The following is a 26,958-nucleotide window of genomic DNA, read 5'->3' as shown; positions in this document are numbered from 1 at the left end:
GTCGGACCGCCCAGGGTGCGCGCCGCACCGTGACCCCGAGAAAATATCGGAACAAAACGGTGCATCCGGCCGGGGGCTCACGACGGAAGCCGTCTGTACACACAGTCCTGGAGGTATCCGTGGCTCGTCGCCATCGCCTGATCCGAGTGAGTCCGAGTACTGTGTGGGACGTCCTTGCCGACGGTCACCGTTACGCGGAGTGGGTCGTGGGCACCTCCCGGTCCGAGCCGGTCCGGGGGAAGTGGCCGAACAAGGACGCCGCGATCCGGTTCCAGGTCCGGCTCGGCCCCCTCCGGCTGGAGAACGAGACGGTCGTACGCCGCTGTGAGGAAGGCGTCGGTCTGGAGCTGGAAGCCCACGCCGGCGTACTGGGCACGGCCCGCATCGCGGTCGAACTGCGGCCCTGGGGCGAACAGTGCCTGGTCATCGTGGACGAGCATCCCCTGCGGGGAGCCGGTGGCCGGCTGCACAACGTCGGCTTCGACGCGCTGATCCAGCTGCGCCACCGCACCATGCTGGCCCGGCTGGCCCGCCTGTGCGAGGACGCCGCCCGCGAGGAACCGCGCCCCGCGGCGGTACCGGACGCGGGGGTGGCCGGTCATGCCTGACGCCGTGGTCATCGGCGCGGGTCCCAACGGTCTGGTCGCCGCCAACGTGCTGGCCGACGCCGGCTGGAGCGTCGAGGTGCTGGAGGAACAGCCGGAGCCGGGCGGCGCGGTGCGCCACGACCGTGGCGTCGATCCCGCCTTCGTCAACGACCTCTTCAGCTCCTTCTACCCGCTCGCCGCCGCCTCCCCGGTCCTGGCCGCACTGCGCCTGGAGGACCACGGGCTGCGCTGGAGCAACGCGCCGAGCGTGCTCGCACACCCTCTGACCGACGGCAGCTGCGCCGTCCTGGACCGCGATCTCGACATCACCGCCGAGTCCCTCGACGCCTTCGCACCGGGCGACGGGGACGCCTGGCGCCGGCTTCACGACGTGTGGCAGCTTCTGCGCCCCGACCTTCTGGACGCCCTGTTCACGCCCTTCCCGCCGGTCCGCGCGACGGCCCGCCTGGCCTGGCGGCTGCGGGCCGCGGGCGGTCTGCGGATGGCCCGGTCCCTGGTCCTTCCGGTACGGCGGATGGGTGAGGAGGAGTTCCGCGGACAGGGCGGCCGGCTGCTGCTGGCGGGCAACGCCCTGCACGCCGACCTCGCCCCCGAATCCGCGGGCAGCGGCGGCTTCGGCTGGCTGATGGCCATGCTCGGGCAGACGTACGGCTTCCCCGTGCCCGTCGGCGGCTCCGGCGCCCTGATCCAGGCCCTGACCCGCCGGCTGCAGGCCCGGGGCGGGCGGGTCCGCTGCGGGCAGCGCGTCGACGAGATCGTCGTGCGCGGCGGCCGCGCCGTCGGCGTCCGTACGGCGGCGGGCGACGCGGTACCGGCTCGCCGGGCGGTGCTGGCCGACGTGTCGGTGCCCGCGCTGTACGGGAGCCTGATCGACCCCGAGCACCTGCCGGCGCAGCTCCTGGACGATCTGCGCCGCTTCCAGTGGGACTTCGCCACGTTCAAGGTCGACTGGGCGCTCGACGGCCCGGTGCCCTGGCGGGCCGAGCAGGCATCCCGGGCCGGCACCGTCCACCTCGCCGACGGCGTCGACGAACTCACCCGCTTCGCCGCGCAGCTCGCCATGCGGCAGGTCCCGGACCGGCCCTTCCTGCTGTTCGGGCAGATGACCACCGCCGACTCCACCCGCTCCCCGCAGGGCACCGAATCGGCCTGGGCCTACACCCACGTCCCCCACGAGATCGGCTCCGACGCCGCGGACGAGGGCATCACCGGCCACTGGGACACCAAGGACCAGGAACGCATGGCCGACCGGGTCGAACACCAGGTGGAACGGTTCGCGCCCGGCTTCCGGACCCTGATCCGCGCCCGCCGCATCCTGGCGCCCCCGACCCTCCAGGCCCTGGACGCCAATCTGGCCGACGGCGCCATCAACGGAGGCACCACCGCCCTCCACCAGCAGCTCGTCTTCCGGCCCGTGCCCGGCACCGGACGCCCGGAGACCCCGGTCCCGGGGCTCTTCCTGGCGTCCTCCGGCGCCCACCCGGGCGGCGGAGTGCACGGAGCGCCGGGCGCCAACGCGGCACGGGCCGCCCTGCACCGCCACCGGCCCCCCGGTCTCGCCCGCGCCCAACGACTCCTGACCCGCCGCGACCGCACCGGAAGCAGGCGCTGAACCAGGGCGCCGCCCGCCGGGGCGGCCGTATCCGTCGAGGAGAAACAGTGAACCCACACGAGGAGGCCGCCGGCGGCCCCGACCGTGACCATCGGCGCCCCGCAGGCGTCGACGACACGACCGTCGAGGCCCTCGGGGCGCTGTCCAAGGCACTGGAGACGACCGAGCGGGGCCAGGGGCCGGCTGTACGACTTCCACCAGCTCACCGGTACGGCCGATCTCGAACTGGACCGTGCCGTGCGCCTGTTGGAGGAGGCGGGTCATCCCGAATGGGCCGCGAAGGTCCGCTCCGAAATCCTGGGGCGCAATGTCATCCCCGGACACTGGACGTTCCAGATCGTCGAGGCCTACAACGCCACCTACTACCGGCCCTTCCAGCAGCTGGAGGCGAGCGCGGTCCAGGAACTCGCGCAGGGCCGCGACCACTTGTACGAGGCGGAAATGAAGGAGGACCGCCGCACCCGGGGCCACCCCGACCACACCGCCCGCCCGTCCGCCCGCGAGAGCTGAGAGAGGCCGTGTCAGGGCGCGCGTCTCACGGAAGGAGGCCGACCATGCGCGACAGTCCGCTCGCCGGCCGGACGGTGGTCGTCACCGGAGCCGCCCGCGGTCTGGGCGCCGCCCTGGCCCGCGAGATCGCCGGGCGCGGCGCCCGGGTGGCCCTGCTCGGTCACGAGAAGACGCTGCTCGAAGCCGTGGCCGAGTCCCTGCCGGGGCCGGCTCTGGCCGTGGAGGTCGACGTGACCGACCCCGACGCGCTGGCCGCCGCGGCCCACGCGGTGCGGGCCCGCCTCGGACCGCCCTCCGCCGTGGTGGCGAACGCGGGCATCGCCGAGGGCGGCCCGTTCCTGACCTCGCCGCCGGACGCCTGGAGCCGTGTCGTCGAGGTCAATCTCACCGGCAGCGCCCACACGGCCCGGGCGTTCCTGCCGGACCTCTTCGACACCGCGGGCTACTTCCTCCAGATCGCCTCGCTCGCCTCCATCGGCGCGGCCCCCCTGATGAGCGCCTACTGCGCCTCCAAGGCGGGAGCCGAGGCCTTCGCGCACTCCCTGCGGGCGGAGGTGGCCCACCGGGGTGTCGGCGTGGGCATCGCCTACCTCAACTGGACGGACACCGACATGATCCGCGACGCCGACCGGCATGTGGTCCTGCGTGAACTGCGGGCCGGCATGCCCGCACCGGCCCGCCGGGTCTACACCGTGGAGACGGTCGCCGCCCGGCTGGTGAGTGGCCTGGAGCGACGCCGTACGGCCGTGTACGCGCCGGCCTGGCTGCGTCTGACCCAGCCGGTGCGCGCGGCGCTGCCGCCGCTCGTACTGCGCGTCTCGCGCCGCGCGCTGCCCCGCCTGGAGGCCGAACGGCCCGTCGCGTACACGGGACCGCTCGGCGCCGGAGGCCTGGCCGACCGCGACTCGCGCGGCGAGGACTGAACCGGCTTCCAGGGAACGGGGGTTGTGCTGCGGGGCGGGCTGGTGCCCGCCCCGTTCCGCCGGATGCCCCGCCGTGTGGCGGGGCCGGCGGTCGCCGCGGTCAGGAACGCCGTGCGCGGCGGCGGGTGCCGTAGAGGGCGGCGGCACCGAGGGCGATCACCGCGGCCGCGCCGCCGGCTATCGCGCCGACCGGCGCGCTGGAACCGGTCTCGGCCAGCGGCGGGGTGCTGTCGCTCGGCGAGGGTGCCGGGGAGGTGGGGGGCGTCGACTCCAGCGGAGGCACGTCCGGGGTGGTGGGCGGGGTGGTCTCGCCGGGAGGCGGCGTCGTGGACGTGGCCGGCGGGGTCGTCTCCTGCGCGGGCGGCGAGCTGGCCGGCGGGCTGCTCGGGCTGTCCGGCGTGGACGGGGAGGCCGGGGGCGTGGGGGAGCTCGGCTGCTCGGGCGAACAGGACTTGTCGCCACCGTTCCACGCGGCGATCAGGTGGTAGGGCGTGACGACGTTGTCAGGCTGGTACGGCGCGGGACCGTGGCCCTCTCCCGACCCGCCGTCGTAGATGACGTCGTCGCCGTACAGGTCGATCTGCCCATAGCAGTCGGGCGTCTTGACGGTGAGCTTCTGCCAGGTCCGGTCGGCGTCGTCCTTGCCGGGCAGGTCCGCGGCGCTGAGGTAGACCGTGGCGTGGTCGACGAGCGTCTGGAGGCCGGAGGTGTACCAGTCCGGTCCCTCGGTGGTGTACTCGGCCAGCGAGACCGGGTACTTGCAGCCCTCGCCGACCTGCTGACCCGGAGCCAGCCGCACCTCGACGGTGCCGGGGGCGGCGGACCACTGGTGGAAGCCGCCCTGCGAGGTCCAGTCGGCCTCGACGGGCTTGCCGGCGGAGTCGACCAGGCGGTACTGGACCGTGGCCGTCTGGCAGCCGCCCCCGGGGGTGGCGTGGGCGGTGGCGGCCCCGAACAGGGGGGTGGCCGTGGCGAGGAAGGCGGTCGCGGCGACAGCGGCCGCTGTTCTGGAGCGTGGAAGGCGCGTCAAGATATGCCCTAGCGTTGCGAGAATGTGGGAGGTGGCAGGACACGAGCAGCCGCGGTCGGCGGAGACTGGGAAGGCAAGCCGTGGCCGTGCCACTCGCGTCGCAATACTCGCTTCAGTCACAGCGAGCGAGCCGCATTCTTGTCGCTTCTCACAACCCCCGTCAATCTTTCACCAGTTCGGCACAGAGGGGCGTCCTGGCTTGCGTGTTCTGCCCTGATATCGCTTCCGGGACCGACGAGGGGACAAGTCGCCTTCGGAAGGGATGAACGGGTGAGAATCGTCGTGACGGGTGCGTCCGGGTTCCTCGGACAACTGCTGGCGCGTGCCCTGGCGCGGACGGGAACCTTCGGCGGTGGGCCGATCAGCCGTCTGGTACTGGTCGACCGCGTGCCCCGGCCCGGCATGTCGCCCGGTGCCCACGTGCCGGTCCAGATCGTGCACGGGGAACTGCCGGAGCACCTGGACGCGGTGTTCGCCGAGCCGGTGGACGTGCTGTTCCATCTCGCCGCCGCGGTGTCGGCCGAGTGCGAGGCCGACTTCGACCTCGGGATGCGCGCCAACGTGGACGTCACCCGCGCCCTGCTGGAGGCGGCGCGGGCACAGTCCCGGTCGGGCGGGCCGACGGCGCGCATGCTGTTCGCGAGCAGCGTCGCCGTCTACGGCGCCGATCCGGCCGTGCCCCTGCCGCCCGCGGTCGGCGAGACCACCCTGCCGGTTCCGCGGTCGAGTTACGGCACGCAGAAGCTGATGTGCGAACAGCTGATCGCGGACTGCACCCGCCGCGGCTTCCTCGACGGGCGGGTCGCGCGCCTGGCGACGGTCGCGGTACGCCCGGGCAGGCCCAACGCGGCCGCCTCCGGCTTCCTGTCCGGCATCGTCCGCGAGCCGCTTGCGGGACTGCCCTCCGTCTGCCCGGTCGATCCCGCCCTGCGCGTGGCACTGTCCTCACCCCGGCGCACCGTCGAGGGCATCCTCCGGGTCGCCGAGGCCCGGCGCGGCAGCGGGCCGGGCCGCCTGGAGGGCCCGCTGCCGGTGAACCTGCCGGCTCTGACCGTCTCGGTCGCCGACATGCTCGCCACGCTGCGCGAGGTGGCCGGTGACGAGGTCGCCGACCGGGTCACCCTCGCTCCCGACCCGGCGGTCGAAGCGATCGTCGGCTCATGGCCCGCGGTCTTCGACCACCGGCGCGCCGCCGCGCTGGGACTGGGCCCCGACGCGAGCTTCCGGTCGGTGCTCCTGGACTACCTCACCGATCACCCCGACGCGGTCGCCGGCCCGCCCCGCTGAACCGTGGCACGGGCGGTGCGGTCAGCCGGGGAAACGTCCGGTGGAGCGCAGCAGCCAGCGGCGTTCGGCGTAGGCCAGGTCGTCCCGCCACAGCCGCGCCGCCCCCGCCGCCATCAGCCGGCGCAGTACGGGGGCGGCCGTGCGGGCCATGGCGAAGCCGGGACGCGCGGAGGAGGCCACGACCGCCTCGACGACTGCGGTGCGCGGCCGGCCCGACTCGTCCGGGCCGAGCGGGGTCGCGTGCGTCTCGACCACCGACCCCACGCCCTCGCCCTCGGTGATGCGCATGAGGACCGTCCGCGGTCCGGGCGTGGTGAACACGGCCCGCACCGGCACCACGATCCGCCCGGCGACCTTGAAGGAGACGTCCACGGTGAACCCGTCCTCGCCCGCTCCCTCGGCGTCGGGGGTGTCGACCACGGTGAGATCGACGAACGAGTACGGGTGGAACCATGCGCCGTGCCAGGGGTCCAGCCGGTTGGCCACGACGTCCTCCGGCTCGCACATCCCGACCCCCGTGTACACGGCGGCGACGGAGCGCGACAACCGCGGCCGGGCCGGCACCACCGGTGTCGGGGTCGGCGGTTCACCGCCCACCTGGTCCAAGCGCACCCAGACCAGTACTCCGTCGTCGTGCACGGGCAGCGGCTCCCACCCGGCGAACGACCCGCCCTCCAGGGCCAGTCCGTGCCAGTGGCAGACGAGGGTCCCGCAGCGCACCGGGCTGTCGGCGAGCGGTGCCCCCAGGTGCGGGCAGATGCCGGGACCCGCCGCGAGCCGCCCGTCGGCGGTGCGCCACACCACCAGTTCGTGCCCGGCCACCGTGGCGGACAGCGGCCGGTCGTCGCGTACGTCCCGGGTGGCGCCGACGACGTACCAGTTGCCGGACGGCCGGGCCTCAGCCCGCTTCAGCGCCTCGGCGATCAGCGCGGGCCGGGCCTGCCGCCAGGTCGGTCGCTGTTCCTCCCAGCGCACCGGGCGGCGCCGCAGGGAGAGCGGGTAGCGGGGGCGTCCCGAGGGCCGTCGCGGTGTCATGCGATCCTCCGCCATGTCGACGACGTGTCGTCCGCCGTGTCCGCCAGGGGTGCCGGCGGCTCGCCCGCCGTCCTGTGCCGCAGGCGCGCCGCGCCCACCCGGACCAGGCCGTCGAGGGCCACGACCGCACGGCGGTGTCCGGGGACCACGGCACGGCGCTGCACCGTGCGGTACTCGTCCGCCGCGATCGCGTCCAGGATGCCGCCGTACAGGACGAAGGCGGTGCGGATGCACGGGCGCGAGACGGGGTCGAGCATGGCCAGCCCCGGGGCGGCCTCACGGTAGACGGAGCGGGTCAGCAGTTCGAACTCCCGCAGGGCGGCGGTGATCCGGCGGTCGGGACGGCCGGTGTCCCGGCTCCAGTGCAGGAGTTGCCGGTCGACGCCGTGGGCGGCCAGCAGGTCGGCGGGCAGGTAGACGCGGCCGCGCTCGAGGTCCTCGCCCACGTCCCGCAGGAAGTTGGTGAGCTGGAACGCCACGCCCAGGGCCGCCGCGTGCGGTGCCGCCTCCTCGCGCGGCACGACCGTGCCGAGCACCGGCAGCATCTGCAGTCCGATCACCTCCGCCGAGCCGTAGGTGTAGGTGCGCAGGTCGGCGTAGGTGGCATAGCCCGTGATGTCGAGGTCGGCGCGCATCGCGGTCATGAAGTCGGTGAAGTGGCGGTGGTCGATGCCGTAGCGCCGCGCGGTGTCGGCCAGGGCGCGCACCACCGGCTCGGCGCTGTCGCCCGCCCGCAGTCCCAGCTCCAGCTCGTGCTGCAGCACGGTCAGCCGTCGGGCCCGCTCGGCGGGGGTGGTCGTGCCGTCGAGGGTGTCGACGATGTCGTCGGCCCAGCGGGCGAACCCGTACAGCGCGTGCACGGCCGGCCGGCGTGCCACCGGCAGCAGACGGGTGGCGAGGAAGTACGTCCTGCCGTGCCGGGCGTTCAGCCGCCGGCATCGGGTGTACGCCTGCCGCAGCACCGGATCGGTGACGCCGGCCGCGTCGAGTTCACGGTCGGTCATACCGGCCTCCGTTCCCGGGGTGTGCGGACGGCGGGGCGCGGCCGCCCCGGGCGGGTACCGCCGGTGATGCGGGCCGCGGCGAGCTTGCCCGACAGCAGGACGGTCGGCACACCGACACCGGGAGTGGTGCCGCATCCGGCGATGACGGCGTTGACCGTGCCGCGCACCAGGTTGCGGGGCCGGAACGGCCCGGTCTGCGCGAAGGTGTGGGCGGCGGAGAAGGGCGAGCCCGCCGCATGGCCCTGGGCCTGCCAGTCGGCCGGGGTGACCAGGCACTCCTCCTCGACGGAGGCGGCGAGGCCGGCGAGGCCGCGCCGCTCCAGTTCGGCGAGCAGGCTGTCGCGGTAGCGCGGCCCCAGGTCGCCCCATTCGGCCGCGCCGGGCCCGATCTCCGTGTTGGGACAGGGCGCCAGGATGTAGTGCAGATGGTGGCCGGGCGGGGCCAGGCTCGGGTCGGTGGCGGTCGGGCGGGTGATGAGCAGGGACGGATCGCTCATCAGCTGCCCCGACCGGGTGAGTTCGGCGAAGGTCTGCCGCCAGGCGGCGCCGAAGGAGATGGTGTGGTGGGCCAGCGAGGGCCAGGTGCGGTCCGTGCCGGCGTGCAGGATCACCGCGGACGGCGAGAAGCGCAGACCCACCGGACGCCTCGGAGCGCGGCCCAGCAGCCGGTAGGTGACGGGCAGGTCCGGGGTGAGGACCACGGCGTCGCAGGCGATGCGGCCGGCGTCGGTGATGACGGCGGTGATCCGTTCCCCGGAGCGTTCCAGGCGCGTGACCGTCTGCCCGAAGCGCAGGTCGGCCCCCGCGTCCGTGGCGGCGTCCGCCATCGCCCTGGGCAGGGCGTGCATTCCGCCGCGGGGGAACCAGACACCCGCCACCGTGTCCATGTAGGCGATGACGGCGTACGCGGCCAGGGCGCGCTCCGGTGCCACGCCCGCGTACAGGGACTGGAAGGAGAAGACGCGCCGCAGCCGCTCGTCGTGCAGGAAGCGTCCGATGCGCGCGTCCAGCCGCCCGAACCCGCCGAGCGCGGCCAGGCGGGCGAGGTCGGGATGGAGCAGGTGCAGGGGCGAGTCGAAGTCGGCGTCGATGAAACGTCGCATCTGGACCCGGTAGAGCCGCTCCAGCCAGGCGCGCAGCCGGCGGTACCCGGCGGCCTCGCGGGCCCCGGCGAAGCGCTCGATCTCCGCCTCCATCGCCTCGGCGCCGGTGTGGACGTCCAGGGAGCTGCCGTCGGCGAACCGGGCCCGGTAGGCCGGGTGCAGCGGCACCAGGTCGACCCGGGCGGCCAGGCTGTCGCCGACCGCGGCGAACGCCTCGTCCGCCAGGTGAGGCATGGTCAGCACCGTGGGCCCGGTGTCGAGCTGGTAGCCGCCGCGTACGATCCGCCCGGCCCGCCCGCCGGGTGACGCCTCGCGTTCCACCAGGGTCACCCGGCGTCCGGCGCCCAGCAGGTGCAGGGCGGCCGCCAGTCCGGACAGGCCGGCGCCCACGACCACCACGTGGTCGGTGCGCCCGGGAACGGTACGGGTCATCGTCCGGCCCCCTCGCCGGTCGCCAGGATCAGGGAGACGGGGACCACCTCGGAAGCCGCGGTGTCGGCGACCCCGCTCGCGGCGCGCATCAGCGTCCGCAACTGCCTGGTGGGCTCGGGTTCCAGGGCCGCCGTGTCCAGGTGGCGCAGTCCCTGGGCCACCAGCCTGCGGATCTTCTCCTCCACGGTGTCGCGCGCGCCGGTGGATTCGAACACCTCGCGCACCGCGGCGAGTTCGGCGTCGGAGGCGTCCGCGCGACCGAGCGTGTCGCGCAGCAGGTCCTGGGCGCGCCGGTCACCCGAGGACTCCGCCCGCGCCTGGGCGACGGCCGCCAGGTAGGTGGGTTTGCCGCTGCGGATGTCACCGCCCGCGGGCTTGCCGGTGTCGCGCGGGTCCGCGAAGACGTCGAGGAGGTCGTCGCGCAGCTGGAACGCCAGCCCCACGCAGCGGCCCGCCGAGCACAGGGCCCGGGTGGCGGAGGGGCCGGCGTCGGCCAGCGCCGCCCCCAGCGCGAGCGGGCGTTCCACGGAGTACAGGGCGCTCTTGAGGCAGGCGGCGCGGATCGCCCTGGCCATCGAACGCGCCGAGGTCGCCTCACCCTGCAGGTCCAGGTACTGCCCGGCCACCATCTCCGTGCGCAGGGCGCTCCACAGGTCCCGTACCCGCCGTGCGGTGGGGCGCGGCAGCTCGGTGTCCGCCAGGGTGTCGTCGGCCCACGCCAGGGCCAGGTCACCGGCGAGGATCGCCGCGGCCTCCCCGAGGCGTCCGGCGCGCGGTGTGCCGCAGGCACCGGCGTACTGGGCCGCCACGTCGGTGTGCAGTGCCGGTCGTCCCCGGCGCAGTCGTGCGCCGTCCATCACGTCGTCATGGACCAGGGCGCAGGTCTGGATGAGTTCCAGGGCGGCTCCGATCCGCAGCGCGGCACGGGTCCGCCAGGGCTCGTCGCCGCCGCAGGCCCGCAGGGCCCACCACACGAAGCGGGAACGGCCGAGTTTTCCGCCGCCGCGTGTGAACCGGGCGACCCGCGCGGCCAGGTCCTCGCCGAAGAGCGGGTCCACCGCCCCGGCCGCGTTCAGGTGACGGTCGAGCAGCTCGTCCAGCACCGCGCGCACGGCCCGGGTCACGTCCGCGTCCACGGCCCGTGGGTCCTCGCCGTGTGCCGGCCCGGCCCCGGGAGGGGAGGCACGCTGGTGATCGCCCGGGCCGTGGCCCGGCTCCGGGGCCGTCCGGCGGGGCGGCGCGGGGGAGGACTGCCCCGGGGCCGGGTGGGCGCACGGACTCCGGTCCGCGTGGTGGTCCTTGGTCACGGTGGAGCTCATGCCGGTTCCCCTCATCAAGATCCTCGTGATCGCAACTGCGTCGTCATGACCGGTTCGGCTCGGGTGGCGGAGACGGATGCGGGGCGGAAAGGTAAAGGAGGGAAGGGACGAGCCGGGCCCCGCTGGACAGGTGTTCCACCTTCCCGGCCCGATTCGATGCGAAGTCGATGCAAGTTGCTCCCCTTGAGCGGTGTCCGCAGGGTGGAAGGGCCGCAGTCGCTCTCGGCGACCACCAGGCCCAGCGGAGGAGTGACGATGACGACCGCACAGCGAACCGGCGGGGACATCGACGACAGCGAGCTCGTGGAGGGGTTCCTCAATGGGGACGAGGCATGCCTCACGGTCGTGCACCGCCGGTGGGGGCCGCTCGTCCACGCCCTCGCCCGGCGCTCCCTGGGGGATGCGAGAGAGGCCGAGGACATCACCCAGCTGGTGTTCCTCGCCGCATGGCGGGGCCGCGCCGGATTCGCCCCGGAGCGCGGCACCCTGCCCGGCTGGCTGACGGGGATCGCCCGCCGGAAGATCGCCGACGCGCTCGCCGCCCGCACCCGGCGCAACGAACTCGTCGCCGCCGCGGGCGCCCAGTTGCTGCTGCGGGCCTCCGACGAGGCCGTACTGCCCGAGGCCGCCCTCGACCGGGTCCTGCTGGCCGCCGAGATGTCGCAGCTCCCGGCACCGCAGCGACGGGTGCTCAACCTCGCCTTCTACGACGACCTCACCCAGACCCAGATCGCCGAACTCACCGGCTGGCCGCTGGGAACGGTCAAGAGCCATGCGCGCCGGGGCCTGCGCCGCCTCGCCGGCCGGCTCCGCGAGGACGAACTCGTCGAGTGCGCCGCGTGACAACGACGCAGAATCGATGCACATCCGTACCTCCGGCCGGTGATCCCGACGTGTCCGTACCTCCGGTCGGCGGTACGCGCCGTGCGGAGCAGGTGACATCCGCATCCGGGCGGGTACTGCCACCGGAACACCGCCGCGGAACACGGCGACGGCGCGGAGGGAGTGACCCGGACATGTACGAGGCGGACGTCGCCATCATCGGAGCGGGGGCCGCGGGCCTGTCGCTGGCCCACCGCCTCTCCCGCCCCGCCCCCGGCACGGCCGGCCTGTCCGTCGTTCTCCTGGACGCCCCGCCCGGGCCGCTGCGGCCGCCCCGGCGCACCTGGTGCTTCTGGGAGTCCGGCCGGGGGCCCTACGACGCGGCGGTCACCAGGTCCTGGCAGCGCCTGCGGGTGCACCGGCCCACGGGGGAGCCGATCGAGCAGGACATCTCGCCCCTGCGCTACAAGATGATCCACTCGGACGACTTCGAGTCCCTGGTCCAGCACGACCTCGACCGCGGCGGCCGGGTACGGCGCGTCGAGGCGACGGTCGAGAGCGTCGAAGGCCTTCCGCGGGGTGCCCGCGTCGACGCCCGCACGGCGGACGGGCACGCCGAGTCCGTGCGGGCCCGCTGGGTGTTCGACTCCCGGCCCCTGGGCAGCCTCCCGGCGGCCCGTACGACCCTCCTCCAGCACTTCCACGGCTGGTTCGTCCGCACCCGCCGTCCCGTCTTCGACCCGGCCCGCGCGGAGTTCATGGACCTGCGCACCCGCCAGCCCGCCCAGGGCCTCTCCTTCGGCTACGTCCTGCCCACCCGCCCGGACCAGGCCCTGGTGGAGTACACGGAGTTCTCCCCGGCCGTCCTGTCCGCGGACGCGTACGACGAGGCGCTGACCCACTACACCGGCACGGTGCTCGGGCTGGGGGACTTCGAGGTGACCGGAACGGAATCCGGGGTCATCCCGATGACCGACGCCCGGTTCGCACGGCAGACCGGCGCGTCGGTCTTCCGCATCGGAACGGCCGGCGGAGCGACCCGGCCCTCGACCGGCTACACCTTCGCCGGAGTGCAGCGCCAGACCGCGGCCGTCGCGGCGGCCCTGCACCGGGGCCGCCGGCCCCTGCCCCCGCAGCCCCACTCACCTCGCGCCCGCGCCATGGACGCGGTCCTGCTGCACGCCCTCGACAGCGGCCTGGTGGACGGCGCCGACTTCTTCGCACGCCTGTTCACCAGGATCCCCATGACCCGGCTGCTGCGCTTCCTCGACGGCGGAACCCGGCCGCACGAGGACATCGCCATCGGGTTGCGCACCCCCGTCCTGCCCATGCTGCGAGCCGCCACGGAAGTGCCCCGGCTGCCCCTGCGCCCCTTCCCCGGCCCCTGACCCGCGGCACGGCCCGCCGACCACCGACTCCCCGACGACCCCTCTGAGGAGGCAGCGTGACCGTGCTGCGTGACGCGGACCTGGCCGCCGCGTTCGACCATGCGGCGCACAGCTACGACACCCTCGTGGCCGCCAACCCCGGTTACCACGCCCAGCTGTGCCGCTCGGCACGCCGGCTCGGCCTGCCCCGCCCGGGTACCGGGCTCCGCGTCCTGGACCTCGGCTGCGGCACCGGAGCCTCCACCGCCGCGCTCGCCCGGGTGCTCCCGGACGCGGAGATCACCGCCGTGGACGCCTCCGCCGGGATGCTGGACCGGGCCACGGCCAAGCGGTGGCCCGGCAACGTCCGGTTCGTGCGCGCTCCCGCGGAGACGCTCGCCGACGCGGGCGTGACAGGACCCTTCGACGCGGTGTTCGCCGCCTACCTCTTCCGCAACGTCGCGGACCCCGACGCCGTGCTGGACACCGTCCACGGCCTGCTGGCCCCGCACGGCCGGCTCGCCGTGCACGAGTACACCCTCAGCGGACGCCCCCTCGACCGTGCCGTCTGGACGGGGGTGTGCCGCGGCCTGGTGCTGCCCGTCGCCACCGCCCTCGGCGACGGCGGCCTGTACCGCCATCTGTGGCGCAGCGTCGTCGAGTTCGACACCGTGGACCGGTTCACCGACCGCGTCCGGGCCCGGGGATTCGACCGTGTACGGGCCCTGCCGCTGCCCGGCTGGCAGACCGGCATCACCCACACCGTCGTCGCCCGCCGCGCCGCCCCACTCGCCGGGAGCGCGCGGTGACCCCCGCCGCGGCCGGGGCCGACCGCCCCGGACAGGACCGGCACGCCGTCCTGCTGCCCCCGCCGCCCGGAGCGACCCGGGTAGGCGGGCGGCCACGCAGCACGGCCGTCGTGGGCGGCGGCATCGCCGGCCTCGCCGCCGCCACGGCACTCGCCGAACGCGGCGTCGACGTCACCCTCTACGAGCGCGAGGCCTACCTGGGCGGCCGCGTCGGCGGCTGGAGCACCGCCCTTTCCGACGGCACCACCGTGACCATGAGCCGCGGCTTCCACGCCTTCTTCCGCCAGTACTACAACCTGCGCGGCCTGCTGAGCCGCACCGAATCCCCTCCGGGCCGTCTCACCGGCCTCCCCGACTATCCGCTGCGGCACCGCGACGGACTGCACGACAGCTTCCGCAGGGTGCCGCGCACCCCGCCACTGAGCGCACTGGGCTTCGTGGCGCTGAGCCCTTCCTTCAGCTGGCGGGACCTGGCGCGCATGCGCCCGGCCGCGGCCCTCCCCCTGCTAGACGTCCGCGTCCCGGACGTCTACGCCCACCTGGACGCCGTCAGCGCCCACGACTTCCTGGAGTCCCTGCGCTTCCCGGCGGCCGCCCGCCATCTGGCCTTCGAGGTCTTCTCCCGGAGCTTCTTCGCCGACCCCCGCGACCTCTCGGCCGCCGAGATGGTCCTGATGTTCCACATCTACTTCCTGGGCAGCTCCGAGGGACTCCTGTTCGACGTACCCGACGACCCCTTCCCGACAGCCCTGTGGGACCCCCTCGCCAAACACCTCAGCCGCCACGGCGTCGACCTGCGCCTGTCCACCTCCGTCGAGAACGTCTCGCCCCGAGGGGACAGCACCTTCACCGTCGCCACCGACCGCGAGGAGAGGCCGTACGACACCGTCGTCCTGGCCCTCGACACCGCCGGTCTGCGCTCCCTGGTCGGCCGCTCACCCCGGCTCGCGGACGCCGCCTGGCGCGAGCGCGTCGGCCGGCTCCGCACCGCCCCGCCCTTCCTCGTCTCCCGGCTCTGGCTCGACCGACCCGTCGACGCCGGCCGGCCCGGGTTCCTGGGCACGGCCGGATACGGCTCCCTGGACAACGTCAGCGTCCTGGAGCGCTGGGAGCAGGAGGCCGCGCGATGGACCGCCCGCACCGGCGGTTCCGTGGTCGAACTCCACGGCTACGCGCTGCCCCCGAACGCCGACCCCGGCGCCGAGGCCGAGCATCTGATCGGCCAGCTCCGGAACGTCTACCCCGAGACCCGCGACGCGCGGATCCTGGACGCACGCCACGAGTGGCGCCAGGACTGCCCGCTGTTCACCGTCGGCGGATACGCCGACCGCCCCGGCGTCCGCACCCCGCAGCCCGGCCTGGTGCTCGCCGGCGACCTGGTGCGCACGGACCTCCCGGTCGCCCTGATGGAACGCGCCGCCACCAGCGGCTTCCTCGCCGCCAACGCCCTCCTGCAGTCGTGGGCGGTACGAGGGCACCCGCTGTGGACCGTGCCCAACGGGGGCCGCAACCGCCTGCTGCGAACCCTGGCGGCGGGCGGTGCCCGGCCACGGACGGGCCTCTGAGGCCAGGACCGGGCGCGCCAGGAGAGTTCGGCAGGGCCGGCCGTCGCTCCGGACGAAGGGCCGTTCGGGCCCGGCCAGGGTCTGACGGCCCCCTGCGCGCGGGGGCGTGATCGCGAAACCTTGAGCACGGGCCGGCGCCCTGTCAGGCGCGAAGCGGCCGGAACCGTGATCAGGAGGCACGCGATGGTGCTGCACTCGTCCAAGAGGAACCCCACGGCGTCCCCGGCGCCGGTGCCGGGGCGCGCGTGGCTGATGCTGGGCCTGGCGACGGTCGGCTTCGCCCTGAACTTCTGGGCGTGGGCACTGCTGAGCCCCCTCGGCCCCCGGTTCAAGGACTCCCTCGACCTGTCCTCGTTCCAGCAGTCGCTGCTCGTCGCGGTGCCGGTGGTGGTCGGTTCGCTGGGCCGCATCCCGGTCGGCGCACTGACCGACCGGTACGGCGGACGGGTGATGTTCCCGCTGGTCTCGGCGGTCACCATCGCACCCGTGCTGTATCTCGGCCTGGCCGGGCACTCCTCGCTCGCCGCGCTGCTGGCCGGCGGCTTCTTCCTGGGCGTGGGCGGGACCGCGTTCGCCGTCGGGGTGCCCTTCGTCAGCGCGTGGTTCCCGCCCGCCCGGCGCGGCCTCGCCATCGGAGTCTTCGGGACGGGCATGGGCGGCACCGCGATCAGCGCCCTGACCACGGTCAAGCTGGTGGACGCGAACGGCACGTCCACGCCGTTCGTGATCACGGCGGTCGTCCTGGCCGGCTACGCGGTGCTGGCCGCGCTGGTCCTGCGGGACGCGCCCGGCCGTACGGTCCCCACCGAGCCGCTGGCCCGCCGGCTGGCCGGCACCTTCGAGCTCGCCATCACCTGGCAGGCCTCCGCGCTGTACGCGGTCGCGTTCGGCGGGTACGTCGCCTTCTCGGTCTACCTGCCCACCTACCTCAAGACCGGCTACGGCCTCAGCCAGACGGACGCCGCCGACCGCATGGCCGGCTTCGTGCTGCTCGCCGTGGTCATGCGGCCGATCGGGGGCTGGCTCTCGGACCGGATCGGCCCGGCCCGCGTCCTGGCCGGGGCGCTCGCGGTGGTCGTCGCCGGAGCGCTGGCACAGTCCTTCACACCGTCCCTGGCCCCGCTGGGCACCGTCGCCTTCCTCGCCATGGCCGCGGCGCTCGGCGCCGCCAGCGGAGCGACCTTCGCCTACGTGGCCCTGCTGGCCCCGCCCGACCGGACCGGCTCGGTCACCGGAGTCGTCGGCGCGGCGGGCGGCCTGGGCGGCTTCGTCCCGCCGCTGGTGATGGGCTCGGTCTACGGCGCCTACGACTCCTACGCGCTGGGCCTGGTCCTGCTCGCCGCGGTGGCGGCCGCGGCCCTCGTCTTCACCGGCACCGGCGTCCGCCGGGCCCTCGCCCGCCGCGCCCCCGCGGCGCAGGCCGGCTGACGGGCGCGGAGACCCACCATGTGCGAGTACTGCGGCTGCCAGGCCCTGGAAACCATCGACGAGCTGACCATGGAGCACGAGCGGGTCGTCGCCCTCATCAGCCGGGTGCGCGAAGCCCACCGCGACCGCGCGGTCACGCGGATGGCGGAGCTCGCCCGGGAGATCACGGCCGTGCTCGGTCCGCACACCCGGGTCGAGGAGCAGGGCCTGTTCCCGGCCCTGGCCGTCGAGTTCCCCGAGAAGATCGCCGCGCTGAAGGACGAGCACCGGCGTATCGAGGCCGTGCTGGCGGAGGCGGACGGGCCGTTCCTGGCCGACGCCTCCTGGCCGGAGCGTCTGGTCGAGACGCTCGGCCTGCTGCGCGAGCACATCCTCAAGGAGCAGGACGGGGTCTTCCCCGCCGCCCTGGCCACCCTCGACAGCGAGCAGTGGGAAGCCGTCGAGGCAGCCCGCGTGCGGGTGACCACGGACCGGCCCCGGCCGGTCGAGGGGCCACTGCGCCGGTGACGCGGGGCTGTGGACGGACCCGGCCGCGTGCGGGCGCGCACCGGTCGGAAGCGGGGGCTGCGGCCCACGGTCACTGCTCCGTCCCGGCCGCGGGCCGGAAGGCACAGTGCCGTCCTGCCGCGTGGTCAGGGCCGGTCGGCCCATGCGGATGTCCGCCGTCCGGCTCACGCTGGAGCCGTAGGGCACCCCACCGAAGGAGGAACGGTCATGAAGGGCCTCGTTTTCCACGGTCCCGGACAGTCCGCCTGGCAGGAGGTCCCGGACCCGGTGATCCAGGACCCCACCGACGCCGTCGTCCGGGTCAAGGCCGTCACCATCTGCGGAACGGATCTCCACATCCTCAAGGGCGACGTGCCCGAGGTGGAGCCCGGCACCATCCTGGGCCACGAGGCGGTCGGCGAGATCGTCGAGACGGGCGGCGACGTGCGTACGGTCCGGCCGGGCGACGAGGTCCTGGTCTCCTGCATCACCGCCTGCGGCCGCTGCCGCTTCTGCCGGCAGGCCATGTACGGCCAGTGCCTGGGCGGCGGGGGCTGGATCCTGGGCCACCGCATCCACGGCACGCAGGCCGAGTACGTGCGGGTGCCCTTCGCGGACCTGTCCGTGCACCCGCTGCCCGCCGGGCTGAGCGCTCAGGACGCCGTCCTGTTCGCCGACATCTTCCCGACCGCCTACGAGGTGGGCGTCCTCAACGGATCCGTACGGCCCGGAGACACCGTCGCCGTCGTCGGGGCGGGCCCCGTCGGCCTGGCCGCGATCCGCACCGCACAGCTGTACACACCGGAGCGGATCATCGCCGTCGACCTGGCCGACTCCCGGCTGGACGCCGCCAAGCGGCTCGGCGCCGACGCGGTCGTGACCGTGCGGGACGACCCCGGGCAACTCGTCGCGGACCTCACCGACGGCCTGGGGGCCGACGTGGTCATCGAGGCCGTGGGCGTGCCGGAGAGCTTCGAACTGTGCACGCGGATGGTGCGTCCCGGCGGCCGGGTGGCCAACGTCGGAGTGCACGGCAAGCCCGCCACGCTGCACCTGGAAGACCTGTGGATCAAGAACGTGACGGTGACGACCGGCCTGGTCGACACCTCGTCCACCCCCACCCTGCTGCGGATGGCGGCCGCCGGACGGCTGCCCACCTCGTCGCTGATCACCCACACGTTCCCGCTGGACCGCATGGAGGAGGCGTACGACGTCTTCGGCCGTGCGTCCGACACCGGCGCGCTCAAGGTCGTGCTGGGCGAACCGCGCCACGACACCCTCGCCGTTGCTGCGGCCACGTGAACCCGGAGGCGAGCACTATGCCCGCAGACACGTCACCCACGACCGGCCACGCGACGGCCGGTGCCGGACCGGGGGACCTGGGCCGCCGGCTCCTGCACCGCCGTGGCGAACTGGGCCTGACCCGACGGGAGGTGGCCGACCGGGCGGGCATGGCACCCGGCTACCTCCGCTACCTGGAGGAGAGCCCTGCCGCCACACCCGGCATCAGCACCCTGGTGCGGCTGGCGGACGCCCTGGGCACCGGCGTGACCGCCCTCACCGGCTGTGACACCGAGATGCCGCCCGGCCGCGGAAAGCCCGTGGCAGGCGCGGAGTCCGAGGTGCTCGGCGTCGAGGAGTGCCGCCGCCTGCTGTCGACCCACGGTGTGGGCAGACTCGGGGTGGTCACCGCCGACGGGGTGAGCATCCTCCCCGTCAACTACAGCGTCGTGGACGGCTCCATCGCCTTCAGGACCGCTCACGGCGCCCTCCCGTCCCAGATCCTCGGAAAGCGGGTCGCCTTCGAGGTCGACCACATCGACGACGTGTTCCGGGAGGGCTGGAGCGTGCTGGTGCGCGGCCGTGCCCGGCGTGTGACACGTCCCGAGACGATCCGCCGGCTGAGCGAGCGGGCGTACAGCGAGCCCTGGGCCGGCGGCCGACGCGACCTGTGGGTGTGCGTCGACCCCTTCGAGATCACCGGCCGGTCGATCCGGCACCCCTAGGGCCGGCCCGGTGGACCATCGGCCCCGGCGTCAGGGCCGTCCTGTCCCCTCGCCGGGACCCATGGCCCCTCACCGCCCACCCGGGGGCGGACGCAGAGTGGAGTACACCAGGCAACAGACGGCAAAGGTTGGACCGGCCCATGTATCCCGACGACGGATTCCGTGAACTGAACCGGCAGGAGTGCCTGCGCCTGATGGCGGGGACCCCGGTCGGCCGCATCGTCCACACGCGCCAGGCCCTGCCCGCCGTCCTGCCGGTCAACTTCTGCCTGGACGACAGGGGCGGGGTGCTGCTGCGCACGGCGGCGGACTCGGAACTGGTGCGCGCGGTCGACGGCGTGGTGGTCGCCTTCGAGACGGACGAGGTCGACGCGGTCGCGCGCTCCGGCTGGAGCGTTGTCGTCACCGGCCGCGCCGACGTGGTCACCGACCCCGCCGAGCACGCGCGCCTGTGCCGGGTCGGGCCGCGCTCCTGGGCGCCCTCGCCCGAGGAGGTGTTCGTGCGGATCGAGCCCGAACTCGTCACAGGCCGGCAACTCACCGGCGGCCGCACGCTCTACGGCACCCGGCTGCACGTCTGACAGCGGGCCGTCGTGGTCCTCGCGCACAGAAGGGACAAGGACATGACTCGACGTGTGGTCGTCGGAGTGGACGGCTCACTGATCGCCGTACGGGCACTGGACTGGGCGGCCGAGGAGGCCGAACGGCGGGGGGCCGCCCTGCACATCGTCTACGCGGTGCCCGACCGCGACGAGGCGGAGCCGGTTCTGGCCTCGGCCGAGGCACGGATGCGCGATCACCATCCGCGGCTGACGGTCACGACCGCGTCCGCCCAGGGCAGCGCGGTACGGGCCCTGGCACGGGAGAGCGAGGGCGCCGACCTCACCGTCGTCGGCACCCGCGGTCTCGGGCGGTTCACCGGCGCGGTGTTCGGCTCGGTGAGCCTGCGTCTCGCCGCCCACACGCACGGCCCGCTCCTGGTCGTGCGCGGGGACCACCGGTGCGACGGCGGGCGCGAGGTGCTGCTCGGCCTGGAGAGCGACAGCGACGCGGACGCGGCGGCCTACGCCTTCCAGGAGGCGGAGCGCCGGGGTGTCCGGCTCAGGGTGCTGCACGCCTGGACCCACCGGCACACGACGCCCGAGCTGCCGCCGATCGCCGGGACGAGCCGGGGGCAGCAGGAGGCCGCCCGGCGTGAGGCGGCCGAGGAGGCCGTCCCGCGCTTCGACGTGGCCGAGCTGCGCCGGCGCTACACCGGGGTCGGCGTCGACAGCCTCACGGTCCGCACCGCCCCGGCGCACGCCCTGCTGGAGGCGACACGGCAGGCCGGCCTGGTGGTGGTCGGAGCCCACCGGCACGGACACGCGGACGAGCCCCGGCTCGGCACGGTCGGCCACACCCTCCTGCACCGTTCCCACTGTCCCGTGGTCGTGGTGCCGACCCGATAGGGGCCCCCGGCTGCACCGGGTGGCCCGAACGGCCCTGTCGGGGACCGCCCCCGCCGAAGGAAGGTGGTCGAGTGCGGATTCGCGCGCACGCCCGCCCTGAGACCGCCCCGGAAGGGAACACGATGTCCGTCGACACGAAGCAGGCATCCGCCGAGCTCACCGACGACGAGCTGAAAGCCCTCGACGCCCACTGGCGCGCCGCCAACTACCTGTCCGTCGGCCAGATCTACCTCCTGGCGAACCCGCTGCTCACCGAGCCGCTGCGCCCGGAGCACGTCAAGCCGAGGCTGCTCGGCCACTGGGGCACCTCCCCGGGTCTGAACCTCGTGCACACCCATCTCAACCGCATCATCAGGACCCGCGGCCGGGACGCCCTGTGCGTGTGGGGGCCGGGCCACGGCGGTCCGGCCGTACTGGCCAACTCCTGGCTGGAGGGCACCTACTCGGAGACCTATCCCGACGTCAGCAGGGACGCGGCCGGCATGGAGCGACTGTTCCGGCAGTTCTCGTTCCCCGGCGGTGTGCCCAGCCATGTGGCCCCGGAGACCCCCGGTTCGATCCACGAGGGCGGCGAGCTGGGCTACTCCCTGTCGCACGCCTACGGGGCCGCCCTCGACAACCCGGACCTCCTCGTCGCCTGCGTGATCGGGGACGGCGAGGCGGAGACCGGCCCGCTGGCCGCGTCCTGGCACTCCAACAAGTTCCTCGACCCCGTCCACGACGGAGCGGTCCTGCCGATCCTGCACCTCAACGGCTACAAGATCGCCAACCCGACCGTCCTCGCCCGGCTCCCCGAGGCCGAACTCGACGAACTGCTGCGCGGCTACGGCCACGCGCCGATCCACGTCACCGGCGACGACCCCATGACCGTGCACCGGGCCATGGCCGCCGCCATGGACGACGCCCTGGAGCGCATCGACGCGATCCAGAGCAGCGCCCGCGAGGACGGGGTGACCCAGCGCGCCCACTGGCCGGTGATCGTCCTGCGCACCCCGAAGGGCTGGACCGGCCCCGCCGAGGTCGACGGCCTCCCGGTCGAGGGCACCTGGCGCTCCCACCAGGTCCCGCTGTCCGCCGTCCGGGACAACCCCGAGCACCTGCGGCAGCTGGAGGCGTGGCTGCGCTCCTATCACCCGCGGGAACTGTTCGACGACCAGGGACGCCCTTCCGAGCAGGTGCTGTCCTGTGTGCCCGAGGGCACCCGCAGGCTCGGCGCGACACCGCACGCCAACGGCGGACTGCTGGTGCGCGAACTGCCGCTGCCCGAACTGGAGTCGTACGCCGTCGAGGTCGACAAGCCGGGCGCGACGATGCACGAACCCACCCGCGTCCTGGGCGACGTGCTGGAGTACGTCATGCACCGGACCCGCGAGCGCCGCGACTTCAGGATCGTGGGCCCGGACGAGACCGCCTCCAACCGGCTCCAGGCCGTGTACGGGGCGAGCGGCAAGGCCTGGCAGGCGCAGACCCTGCCCGTCGACGAACACCTGGAGCGGCACGGCCGGGTGATGGAGATCCTCTCCGAACACACCTGCCAGGGCTGGCTGGAGGGCTATCTGCTGACCGGCAGGCACGGACTGTTCTCCTGCTACGAGGCGTTCGTGCACATCGTCGACTCGATGGTCAACCAGCACATCAAGTGGCTGCGCACCACCCGCCGGCTGCCCTGGCGCGCACCCATCGCCTCCCTCAACTACCTGCTCACCTCGCACGTCTGGCGCCAGGACCACAACGGCTTCTCCCACCAGGACCCCGGCTTCGTCGACCACATCCTCAACAAGAGCCCCGAAGCCGTCCGCGTCTACCTGCCGCCGGACACCAACACCCTGCTGTCCGTCGCCGACCACGTGCTGCGCAGCCGCGACTACGTCAACGTCGTGGTCGCCGGCAAGCAGCCCTGCTTCGACTGGCTGTCCATGGACCAGGCCCGTGTGCACTGTGCGCGCGGCGCCGGGATCTGGGACTGGGCCGGGACCGAGGACGGCGGCCGGGAGCCGGACGTGGTCCTCGGCTGCGCGGGTGACGTGCCCACCCAGGAGGTTCTGGCAGCCGTCCAGTTGCTGCGCCGGCACCTGCCCGACCTGGCCGTCCGGGTGGTCAACGTCGTCGACCTGGCCCGCCTGCTGCCGCAGGAGGAGCACCCGCACGGCATGCCGGACGCCGAGTACGACGCCCTCTTCACCCGTGACAAGCCGGTGATCTTCGCCTACCACGGCTATCCCTGGCTGATCCACCGCCTGGCCTACCGCCGGGCCGGCCATGCGCACCTGCACGTACGCGGTTACAAGGAGATCGGTACGACCACCACGCCGTTCGACATGGTGGTCCGCAACGACCTCGACCGGTACCGGCTGGTGATGGACGTCATCGACCGGGTCCCGGGCCTGGCGGTGCGGGCCGCCGCCGTACGGCAGCGGATGGAGGACGCGCGGCTGCGGCACCACGACTGGATCCGCGCCCACGGCACGGACCTGCCCGAGGTCGCCGACTGGACCTGGGACGGCTGAGGGGCCCCGCCCCGTCGCCCGGCCCCGGGCGTCGGGGCGACGGATCAGGCCTTGGCCGCGGTGAGACGCAGGCCGGTGACCAGATCGGGGTGGATACGGACCGCGTAGTCCATGGTCCGGTCCACCCAGGGGCGCAACAGCGCCTGGTACCGGGCCAGTTCGGCGGGTTCCGTGACCAGGTGGGCATACCCGGTGACCACCACGCTCCAGCCGAGGTGGGTGTCCGGGTCGATGGCGTCGGCCTGGTAGGCCACGACGACTCCCGCCTGCGGGGCCTGCCGGGTCCGCGAGGTCAGGGCCGCGCCGGCGTGCGTACGGATGACGATGTCGCCGTCGATCAGGACGTGGTTGACCGGGCGGATCGTCGGCAGCGCGTGCTGGGTGAACACGATCCGCCCGACGGACACGCTGCCCAGCAGTCGCAGCGCCTCGGCGCTGTCGATCCCGATGCTTCGGCGTGGTTCGGCCGGAACCGGCCGGGCGTTGTCGACATACATGACGGTTTCCGTATGTGGGTGAGGGAACGTCGGGTGCGATCAGACCATTCGAACCGTTCGGCACCGATGCCACCAGGGCCGGTCGGCCCTGAGTCGGTGGCCTTACGGCCCCGGTGGGGGTGGGGGCCCCGGACGAGCTGCTCACCCTGATCCGTACCGCCGTCACCGTGCGGACCATTACCGTGGCATGTGACGGCACGTGGCCGGCGCAGGGGATCGGGAGGATCGCAGGTGGGTGGCTCGCAGGAAACCGCGGAGGCTCGTGTCAGGCTGCCGCAGCTGAGGCTGGACGAGCTGTTGGAGGAGCTGCAGGCCCGTCTGGACGCGGCCCGCGGCACCCGCGACCGGGTGCACAGCCTTCTGGAGGCCGTGCTCTCGGTCGGCCGCGAACTGGATCTGGAGCAGGCGCTGCACAGCATCGTCGAGGCGGCCGCCGCGCTGGTGGACGCCCAGTACGCGGCCCTCGGCGTGATCGGCCCCGACGGGAAACGGCTCTCCGCCTTCCACACCGTGGGCGTCTCCGACGAGCAGATCGCGGAGATCGGACCGTATCCGGAGGGGCACGGCATCCTCGGGGAGCTCATCCGCCACCCCGAGCCGCTGCGGCTGAGCAAGCTCTCCGACCACTCCGCTTCCTATGGCTTCCCGCCCCACCACCCGCCGATGAACACCTTCCTCGGCGTCCCGATCCGGGTGCGTGAGCAGGTCTTCGGCAACCTGTACCTGACGGAGAAGCGGGGCGGTGCGCAGTTCGACGAGGAGGACGAGGCGGTGCTGTCCACGTTGGCGGTGGCCGCCGGTGTGGCCATCGACAACGCGCGCCTGTACGAGGACTCCCGGCTGCGCGAGCGCTGGCTGCGGGCCAACGCGGAGATCACCCACCGTCTGATGTCCGGCGGTGCGCGGGCGGAGGTGCTGCGGCCGATCGCGGACCGGGCCCGGGAGAACACCGGCGCCGCCCTCGCGCTGGTCGCGATGCCCATGCCGGACACCGACTCGCTCACCGTGGAACTGGCCGTCGGCACGGAGGCCGAGGCCCACCGCGGGCTCGTGCTCCCGGTCGAGGGCAGTCTCATCGGGCACGCCTTCACCGGAGCGTCTCCGGTCACCAGCGCGGACGTCTCCCGTGACGAGCGGGTCGCGGGTGCCGCGGAGCGTTTCGGCGGGCTGGGTCCGGCGGTCGCGGTGCCGATCGGTTCGGGCACGGAAGGGGTGCGCGGGGTCGTCCTGCTGGTGCGGGAGACCGGCCGGACGCCGTTCACCGACAAGGAGATCGAGCCCTTGCGGGGCTTCGCCGCGCAGGCCGCGGTCGCGATGGAGCTGGCCGAGCGCCGCCAGGACGCCGAGGAGATCGCGGTGCTCAAGGACCGCGACCGGATCGCCCGTGATCTGCACGACCTGGCCATCCAGCGGCTCTTCGCCACCGGCATGACGTTGCAGAGCGCCGGCCGTCTGATCGAGCACGCCGAGGCCTCGGAGCGGGTCGTGCGCGCGGTGGACGACCTGGACGAGACCATCAAGATCATCAGGTCCACGATCTTCGGGCTGCGCTCGCGGGAGGGCGGGGCCGGGTCGGGGCTGCGGGCCCGGGCGGTCCGGGTGGTCGGGGAGGCGGCTACGGTGCTGGGCTTCGCTCCCAGCATCCGGATGGAGGGCCTGGTCGACACGGACGTGCCCCGGGAGATCGCCGACGACGTGATCGCCGTGCTCTCCGAGGCGCTGACCAACGTGGCCCGCCACGCGCGCGCCGGCCGCGCGGACGTCGTCCTGGAGACCGACGGGCGTGAGGTACGGCTGACCGTGTCCGACGACGGAGTGGGCATCCCGGCCGAGGGCCGCCGCAGCGGGCTGCGCAACCTCGCCGACCGCGCCGAGGGGTACGGCGGAGACCTGACCATCGACTGCCCCGCGACGGGCGGCACGACGCTGGTGTGGCGGGTCCCGGTCGGGAACTGAACCGCTCCACGGACCGGCAACCGGGCCCATGGCCGGGGATGGCCTACAGAACGGAGGCCATCCGGCCCTGTACGGGCACCACGACGACGGGGCCCGCGGCGTCACGCAGGACGTTGCGCGCCACGGCGCCGAGCCGACCGTCGCGCCCGCGGCCCACGATCACCAGTTCCGCGTCCGTGGACTGCCGGACCAGGGCATCGGCCGGCGGCAGGTGCCGCACGTCCTCCAGGACGGGCACCTCGGGATACTTCTCCCGCCACGGCCGCAGCGCGTCGGACAGCAGCTGCACCTCGTGGTCCTCCCAGACGCCGCGGTCCTCCTCGGGGATGCCGAAGGGCAGTTCGGCCGCGCAGGAGGGGTACCGCCACGCGTGCACGGCACGCAGACGCGCGCCCCACAGCAGGGCGCAGTCGAAGGCGAGGCGGAGGGCGGCCGCGGCGGGCTCGCGGGCGTCCACACCGAGCACGATCTCGGCGAAACGGTGCGAGGGCTTCTGCATGAGCGTGCCTCCTGCCAGGTGTCGGCTGCCGTTCGGTGTGCGCCTCAGCCGGTCCGGTGTCCCCACCGCGGGCCGACCAGGTCCCACTCCCGTCCCCATGCCTCGACCCGCCGCCGGTCGAGCCGCCGGCGCACGAGGGCTCCCGTGGCGTGGACGGCGCCGGTGAGGCCGAGTCCGGCGAGGGCGCCCAGGACACCTGCCTCGACGGCGGCCTCCCGCGGGCTCGGGGGAGCGGTGGCGAGCCTGCCGTGACCGTCCTGCCAGAGCACGAGACGGCTCCCGGCCCTCAGCCCCGTGTCGACCGGCGTCCGGTCGGTGCGGACCGAGCCGTCGGGGGCCGTCCAGCGGACGGTCCCGAGGGACTTGTCGCTCGACGTGCGCACCGCCGACGTGTGTTTCGACTCGTCGGTGAGCAGGACCGCGTGGACGGGGTGCCGGTCCACTCGCTGGCGGGCGAACACGTCGTCGGCTGCGTGCGCTGTCACCAGACCGACGGCCGTGCCGCCGAGGACGACGACCGCCCACACCACCAGCACGATCCACGCCTCGACGACGTCGTCCCGCCGTCGCAACGGGTTGCTCCGCCACCGCCAGAACCACCTTCCGCCCATGTCCGCGCACCTCCTTCGGGTGTCCCGCCTCCGACGATGGCAGTCGCGGGCGCCGCGCGACATGGGCCGACAGGACAACGACACCGGGCCGCCC

The 26,958-nt window shown here is 74.0% G+C and carries 24 protein-coding genes and 1 pseudogene; 17 read left to right on the top strand and 8 right to left on the bottom strand.

Features of this window, described 5'->3' with window-relative positions; all coding sequences use genetic code 11:
* Positions 1-119 precede the first annotated feature (119 nt).
* The 4 genes and pseudogenes from M2163_RS07885 (at position 120) to M2163_RS07870 (ending at position 3,653) form a co-directional block, all read left to right on the top strand.
* Positions 120-608 carry an SRPBCC family protein gene (locus tag M2163_RS07885; protein ID WP_280893550.1) on the top strand — a complete coding sequence of 163 codons (489 nt, stop codon included), beginning with the start codon at positions 120-122 and terminating at the stop codon, positions 606-608.
* On the top strand, positions 601-2,220 hold the full coding sequence (locus M2163_RS07880) for an NAD(P)/FAD-dependent oxidoreductase (protein ID WP_280893549.1): 1,620 nt from the start codon (positions 601-603) through the stop codon (positions 2,218-2,220). Before M2163_RS07885 ends, M2163_RS07880 begins: the two co-directional genes overlap by 8 nt.
* A 47-nt stretch (positions 2,221-2,267) precedes the next feature.
* A pseudogene (locus M2163_RS07875) lies at positions 2,268-2,730 on the top strand (hypothetical protein).
* 44 nt (positions 2,731-2,774) lie between these two features.
* Positions 2,775-3,653 (top strand): SDR family oxidoreductase, encoded by an 879-nt coding sequence (locus tag M2163_RS07870; protein ID WP_280893548.1) that lies wholly within the window; start codon positions 2,775-2,777, stop codon positions 3,651-3,653.
* Between the two features lie 100 nt (positions 3,654-3,753).
* On the opposite strand, the gene M2163_RS07865 is transcribed toward M2163_RS07870, so the two are convergent.
* Positions 3,754-4,683: a hypothetical protein gene (locus M2163_RS07865; protein WP_280893547.1), complete on the bottom strand. Its 930-nt coding sequence runs from the start codon at positions 4,681-4,683 to the stop codon at positions 3,754-3,756.
* A 270-nt stretch (positions 4,684-4,953) separates the two neighbouring features.
* On the opposite strand from M2163_RS07865, the gene denD reads away from it, so the two are divergent.
* Entirely contained in the window at positions 4,954-5,970 is a 1,017-nt protein-coding gene (gene denD / locus M2163_RS07860; RefSeq protein WP_280853535.1) for a D-erythronate dehydrogenase, read from the top strand.
* Between the two features lie 21 nt (positions 5,971-5,991).
* Here denD and M2163_RS07855 read toward each other — a convergent pair whose 3' ends face one another.
* Genes M2163_RS07855 through M2163_RS07840 form a run of 4 tightly spaced genes read right to left on the bottom strand, consistent with a single transcriptional unit; the run spans position 5,992 to position 10,863 of the window.
* The gene (locus tag M2163_RS07855; RefSeq protein ID WP_280893546.1) at positions 5,992-7,005 is read right to left on the bottom strand and encodes a DUF5914 domain-containing protein; all 1,014 of its coding nucleotides are present in this window, start codon (positions 7,003-7,005) and stop codon (positions 5,992-5,994) included.
* Positions 7,002-8,009 carry a phytoene/squalene synthase family protein gene (locus M2163_RS07850; RefSeq protein WP_280853537.1) on the bottom strand — a complete coding sequence of 336 codons (1,008 nt, stop codon included), beginning with the start codon at positions 8,007-8,009 and terminating at the stop codon, positions 7,002-7,004. The genes M2163_RS07855 and M2163_RS07850 overlap by 4 nt, the downstream gene beginning before the upstream one ends.
* A complete protein-coding gene (gene crtI, locus M2163_RS07845; protein WP_280853538.1) occupies positions 8,006-9,544 on the bottom strand; it encodes a phytoene desaturase family protein in 1,539 nt (512 codons plus the stop codon). The genes M2163_RS07850 and crtI overlap by 4 nt, the downstream gene beginning before the upstream one ends.
* A complete protein-coding gene (locus M2163_RS07840; protein WP_280853539.1) occupies positions 9,541-10,863 on the bottom strand; it encodes a polyprenyl synthetase family protein in 1,323 nt (440 codons plus the stop codon). The genes crtI and M2163_RS07840 overlap by 4 nt, the downstream gene beginning before the upstream one ends.
* A 255-nt stretch (positions 10,864-11,118) precedes the next feature.
* On the opposite strand from M2163_RS07840, the gene M2163_RS07835 reads away from it, so the two are divergent.
* The 11 genes from M2163_RS07835 to M2163_RS07785 all read left to right on the top strand — a co-directional run bounded on the left by M2163_RS07835 (position 11,119) and on the right by M2163_RS07785 (position 23,301).
* Entirely contained in the window at positions 11,119-11,706 is a 588-nt protein-coding gene (locus M2163_RS07835; RefSeq protein WP_280853540.1) for a sigma-70 family RNA polymerase sigma factor, read from the top strand.
* 173 nt (positions 11,707-11,879) lie between these two features.
* Positions 11,880-13,073: a lycopene cyclase family protein gene (locus tag M2163_RS07830; protein ID WP_280853541.1), complete on the top strand. Its 1,194-nt coding sequence runs from the start codon at positions 11,880-11,882 to the stop codon at positions 13,071-13,073.
* Between the two features lie 56 nt (positions 13,074-13,129).
* On the top strand, positions 13,130-13,861 hold the full coding sequence (locus M2163_RS07825; RefSeq protein WP_280853542.1) for a methyltransferase domain-containing protein: 732 nt from the start codon (positions 13,130-13,132) through the stop codon (positions 13,859-13,861).
* A complete protein-coding gene (locus tag M2163_RS07820) occupies positions 13,858-15,426 on the top strand; it encodes an FAD-dependent oxidoreductase (RefSeq protein WP_280893545.1) in 1,569 nt (522 codons plus the stop codon). Before M2163_RS07825 ends, M2163_RS07820 begins: the two co-directional genes overlap by 4 nt.
* 252 nt (positions 15,427-15,678) lie before the next feature.
* Positions 15,679-16,854, top strand: a complete 1,176-nt coding sequence (locus M2163_RS07815) for an MFS transporter (protein ID WP_280897228.1) — start codon at positions 15,679-15,681, stop codon at positions 16,852-16,854.
* Between the two features lie 18 nt (positions 16,855-16,872).
* Entirely contained in the window at positions 16,873-17,361 is a 489-nt protein-coding gene (locus tag M2163_RS07810) for a hemerythrin domain-containing protein (RefSeq protein ID WP_280893544.1), read from the top strand.
* 207 nt (positions 17,362-17,568) lie between these two features.
* The gene (locus tag M2163_RS07805; RefSeq protein ID WP_280853544.1) at positions 17,569-18,642 is read left to right on the top strand and encodes a zinc-dependent alcohol dehydrogenase family protein; all 1,074 of its coding nucleotides are present in this window, start codon (positions 17,569-17,571) and stop codon (positions 18,640-18,642) included.
* Positions 18,643-18,659: 17 nt separating this feature from the next.
* The gene (locus tag M2163_RS07800; RefSeq protein WP_280853545.1) at positions 18,660-19,346 is read left to right on the top strand and encodes a pyridoxamine 5'-phosphate oxidase family protein; all 687 of its coding nucleotides are present in this window, start codon (positions 18,660-18,662) and stop codon (positions 19,344-19,346) included.
* Between the two features lie 140 nt (positions 19,347-19,486).
* Positions 19,487-19,927 carry a pyridoxamine 5'-phosphate oxidase family protein gene (locus tag M2163_RS07795; protein ID WP_280853546.1) on the top strand — a complete coding sequence of 147 codons (441 nt, stop codon included), beginning with the start codon at positions 19,487-19,489 and terminating at the stop codon, positions 19,925-19,927.
* A gap of 42 nt (positions 19,928-19,969) precedes the next feature.
* The gene (locus M2163_RS07790; RefSeq protein WP_280853547.1) at positions 19,970-20,794 is read left to right on the top strand and encodes a universal stress protein; all 825 of its coding nucleotides are present in this window, start codon (positions 19,970-19,972) and stop codon (positions 20,792-20,794) included.
* Positions 20,795-20,916: 122 nt separating this feature from the next.
* Positions 20,917-23,301: a phosphoketolase family protein gene (locus M2163_RS07785; protein ID WP_280893543.1), complete on the top strand. Its 2,385-nt coding sequence runs from the start codon at positions 20,917-20,919 to the stop codon at positions 23,299-23,301.
* A gap of 44 nt (positions 23,302-23,345) precedes the next feature.
* Here M2163_RS07785 and M2163_RS07780 read toward each other — a convergent pair whose 3' ends face one another.
* Entirely contained in the window at positions 23,346-23,798 is a 453-nt protein-coding gene (locus M2163_RS07780) for a pyridoxamine 5'-phosphate oxidase family protein (RefSeq protein WP_280853549.1), read from the bottom strand.
* Positions 23,799-24,029: 231 nt separating this feature from the next.
* On the opposite strand from M2163_RS07780, the gene M2163_RS07775 reads away from it, so the two are divergent.
* Positions 24,030-25,754, top strand: a complete 1,725-nt coding sequence (locus tag M2163_RS07775; protein WP_280893542.1) for a GAF domain-containing protein — start codon at positions 24,030-24,032, stop codon at positions 25,752-25,754.
* 43 nt (positions 25,755-25,797) lie between these two features.
* On the opposite strand, the gene M2163_RS07770 is transcribed toward M2163_RS07775, so the two are convergent.
* A complete protein-coding gene (locus M2163_RS07770) occupies positions 25,798-26,253 on the bottom strand; it encodes a universal stress protein (protein ID WP_280893541.1) in 456 nt (151 codons plus the stop codon).
* Between the two features lie 44 nt (positions 26,254-26,297).
* Complete coding sequence (locus M2163_RS07765) at positions 26,298-26,864, bottom strand: hypothetical protein (RefSeq protein ID WP_280893540.1); 567 nt, start codon at positions 26,862-26,864, stop codon at positions 26,298-26,300.
* Positions 26,865-26,958 lie beyond the last annotated feature (94 nt).

It is taken from the genome of Streptomyces sp. SAI-135 (assembly GCF_029893805.1).
In the GTDB taxonomy this organism is placed as follows: Bacteria; Actinomycetota; Actinomycetes; order Streptomycetales; family Streptomycetaceae; genus Streptomyces.
The sequence above is the reverse complement of the archived record's forward strand: the minus strand, read 5'-3'. Positions and strand labels throughout refer to the sequence as shown.